This window comes from Planktosalinus sp., from assembly GCF_059864935.1.
Genome location: NZ_JCBCCK010000130.1, coordinates 1 through 4,254, shown reverse-complemented (window position 1 = coordinate 4,254; position 4,254 = coordinate 1). Strand labels below are relative to the sequence as shown.

Below are 4,254 nucleotides of genomic sequence, written 5' to 3'. Positions count from 1 at the left end.
GTACCTTTTTCACCTTCTGTTCCATAAGTGCTCATTAATTCCTCTCTGGTATCCAGGTTCTTAATGACCGAATTATCAATACCTTTACCCTGATCGCTTACGCTAAATACAAAATAATCCTTTTCTTCACTAAAATTCACTTTAACCTCCCCTTTGATTGGACTGTATTTTACTGCATTGGCAATCAAATTATTTGCAATACTTCTAAACTGATTTTCATCAGCCTTGAGAATGGAATTGGACTTATTGACATAGGTTACATTGATTTCCTTTGACAGCGAGTTTGATTCAAGGTTTTTGATGATTTCAATGATGATTTCGTCTTCATCAAGTTCTTTAATATTTAAAGATTTATCATCCATTTCAAGTCTCGCCCATTGCAATATATTCTCAAGGGTTTTTAAACTGGCGTTTGTTTCTCCTCTAAGGTGCTTCAGCATAAATTCCAATTCTTCCGGTGTAAGGTCAATTTGAGTCATACTGTCAATCAATCCGGCAATATTTGCCAGGGGTGTTCTTAAATCATGACCTAAAACACTAAATATTTTATCTTTTAGCAACACTTCTCTTTTGAGCTCAGCTTCTCTTTCCTTTACTATTTCATATTGCTTTTCAAGCTCTTCGGTTGTCATTGATACTTCTTGATCTGCAGACTTTTTAAGTTCTCTGGTCTTAATCACGACAAACAGCATTACTAAAAGAATTGCTAAGGTGCCCGACAGTATTATTAAGAAAATGTTTTGGAGTTTGATTCGCTCTTGCTGGGAAACCTCACGTTGCCTTAAACTTTCATTTTCAGTTTGGGCTAAACTGGTTTCATATTGAATGCGTAATTCATCCAATCTTTCGTCACTTTTAATCGTTGCAATGCTGTCTTCAATTGCTTTTAATTTTTCACTATAAAGAAGTGCGTTTTCAAAATCTCTATTATCCTTATAAAACTCCAATAATTTTTCAGCTATGCTGCCCTTCATCTCATAAGATTCAGATTGATTTGCAGCTTCTTCTACTTTTTTGAAATATTTTATGGCTTCACTTCTGTTTCCTTTTGCAAGGTATGCCTCTCCAATTCCCATATTGGCATAAAACAAACCCGGGGTGATGCCAAACTGCTCGCTTGTTTCAAGTGTTTTTCGAAAAGACCTGATAGCAGCATCATACTGCTTGTCTTCCATTTGAATTAAACCAAGGGCATGATTACTGATTGCAAGTCCGCCCAAATCTCCCATTTCAGTTTTGATTTCAATCGCTTTATTGATGTAATAATAGGCACTGTCAATTTGTTTTAAACTATTACTACTTAAAGATAAATTGTGGTAATTTTGAGAAAGTTGATGTGTTTCATTTGACTGAAGGTTTAATTTTATCGCTTTGTGATAATGCTCTTTAGCCTTTAAATCATCTTTAATGTCTTCACGGTACAATTCACCTAAATTGTTATGAACAATTGCAAGTGAATTAAGGTCATCTTGATTTCTAAAATATTCCTCCACTTTGAGTAAAGTTGAAAGGGCATTGTCAAAATCCTGAGATTGTTTATAGGCTATCGACATATTTGACAAAAGGCCATAATAGGTCTTGGACCTATCATTTTCAAGCAATGCCAAAGCTTCATTTTGATACACTAATGCCTTTTTATATTTTTGATCTATAAGCAATGCGTTTGCAATACCTGAGTATGACGCTATTAAATAAGCAGTGTCCTGAAGTTTTCTTGCTAAATCAATAGCTTTAATATAAGCCTGTTGAGATTCAGCAATTTGTTTCCTGTCAAAAGACAGGGAACCAAGTGTAAAGTAATATTTATAGCGTAGTAATTCACTTGATGTAGAATCAATGGAGGCATTTGCCAGACTTAAAAAGTTTGAACTTTTTCCAAAATCGCCTTCTTCAAGCGCCAAAGTTGCTGACTCAATTAAGTCAAGAACTTTTTGTTCATTTTGCTCATCAAATTCTTGTGAAGTTACATATTGAACAAAAAATAAAAAAAATACACTTAAAAATAAGTAGGATTTGGGGGTATTCATTGGGGATGAATTTTTTGCAAAAATAACGGTATTAACATTAAAAACTGCAATTTTAACAATGAATTTGCTCAATAAGAATGTAGAGAATTAAAGTTTTAAAGCTATTCCTGCAAAATAATTTCTTGGGTTCCCGGGGTAGAAAAACCTTGGAGGCACATTTCCAAAACCTATTGCATTGGGCAAAATACTGGAGGCATATTTCTCATCAAAAACATTGTTGACTCCTCCAAAAATTTCAGTTTCTATTTTTTTTAAAATCAAAAAAGTGTAGCCCGCTTTCACATCTGTCACACTGTAAGCATCACTAAATAGTGTATTGGCGTCGTTAAGGGGTATTTCACCAACATTGCGGGTTACTGTATAAAATGACAAACCAAAATCTGAAGTAACCTCAGCTCCTATTGACCACTGATCTTTGGGAACTCCCGTGAGTTTATTTCCGGAGAAATCTTCGTCAAAATCAACAAAGTCTTTAAACTTAAAATCATTAAACGCTGCCCTGAAAAAAGGATTTATTCGCAATCCCGAATTTACAAACCATCGGTAATTCATCAAAACTTCCACCCCACGGTGTGAACTTTCACCGGCATTGATTCCCACATACTGATCTTCGGCAACGCGCCTGGCCACAAGTAAATTATCGATTTGAAGGGAATAGAGGGCCACTTCTGTATAAAGGGTGTTTGAAAACCAGTTCATTTTTAACCCCAATTCATAATTGATTCCCGTTTCGGTTTTTAAATTGGTATTTATTTCCCCTTCAGGGGTGAGTGTTTCTGCTACCGAAGGGATTGAAAAACCCTTGCTCACAGATGCGTATATATTTTTTCCTTGCTGAATTCTATAAGAAACCCCAACACGTGGTGACCATACATTATCAAAGGTATATGTACCGTCCTGAGTACTGTTTCCAGCATTAAAAACATCATTTAAACTGTATCGCGTTGCATTGAGTGAAATTCCTTTTTCCAGCATCAGTTTTTCGGTCAACCGGGTGTCCATTTGAAAATAGAAATTGGCATATTCGCGTTTTTGATCCACCTTGGCAAAGCGTTCTCCGGCTATGCTTCCCTGGCCGGGCTGCAATTGGTATAAGTTTTCGAACAGAGAAAATGTGTAATCTTCAGTTACTATTTCGCTTCCCAGACTCATTTCAAAAGGCAATGATAAAACCTGAGACCCATAATTCAATTTTGCCCGAAACCCAAAACCTGATTTATATTCGTCCAAAATATCAAATGGACGGGGTTCATAAGCATCCCTTAAATTGTAAAATATACTTGATTTGAGTTCAAAATTTTCATAAAAACGATGAGAAAAACCAACCCCCAGCAGCAACCTGTCATAAGACTCAAACCCTTGTGCGGCTGCCCAGTTTGCTGCGGCAGATTCAGGATTATTGATAAAATCATCTTCATTAATGGAGCTTGGAATAAAGGCTTTTAGACGGGTGAAAATTCCTATAAATGAGAGATTACCCTTCTCACCCAATTGATGGCGGGCCCTAAGATTAAACGACTTCCGGTCATAGTTGCTGTTTTCCCTGAAACCGCCACTCTCCAGGCTGCTGAAATTTGCATAAATGGAGCTTTTTTCAGAAGCCAGTCCAGTAGAAACAGTTTGCTTGTAAAGCCCGAAGCTGCCCAGGGTGCTTGTTGCCCTTGCAGAAAATGCACCCGGACTAATTTCCCTTCCTAAAATGGAAATAACACCACCCAACCCTGATCCATAACCCACATCGTTGGGACCTTTGATAATTTCAATCCGGCTTATGGTTTCCATATCAATGTCTTCAATAATTGTTTCACCTTCGGCATCGCTGAGGGGTATTTCTTCAAAATAGGCTTTAATTCTGTTTGTACTGAACTGCGACCGGGCACCTATGCCCCTTAATGTAATTCTGTTAGTATTAAGCGCACCCTGCTGCATATACACTCCGGGAATTTTATTGAGAGTTGAAGTGATGATGACCCCGTCTGTTTGCATGATATCATTAGCAGTAATCACCGAAACTGAAGCCGCCTTATTTTGTAGCGAACTTTTTATTTGGGTACTTAAAAGAACCACTTCAGAAAGTGCCGTGGTGTCCTTAGTTGTTTGAGCAAATCTTTTGTCAATGAAATGAAAACCCATAAGGGTGAAAAGTAAAATGATTGAAGGCTTATAGCTCATGAACATAATTTGAATACACTAAAATACGACAGTTAACTATAATAAAAAAGCCTCC

At 36.8% G+C, this 4,254-nt stretch carries 2 protein-coding genes; both read right to left on the bottom strand.

Annotation, left to right across the window (positions count from 1 at the left end; translation table 11 throughout):
• A partial coding sequence (locus tag AC6F75_RS05620; protein ID WP_500713973.1) for an ATP-binding protein occupies positions 1–2,027 on the bottom strand: 2,027 nt, incomplete at its 3' end.
• An 87-nt stretch (positions 2,028–2,114) separates the two neighbouring features.
• Entirely contained in the window at positions 2,115–4,199 is a 2,085-nt protein-coding gene (locus tag AC6F75_RS05615; RefSeq protein WP_500713972.1) for a TonB-dependent receptor domain-containing protein, read from the bottom strand.
• Positions 4,200–4,254: the final 55 nt, after the last annotated feature.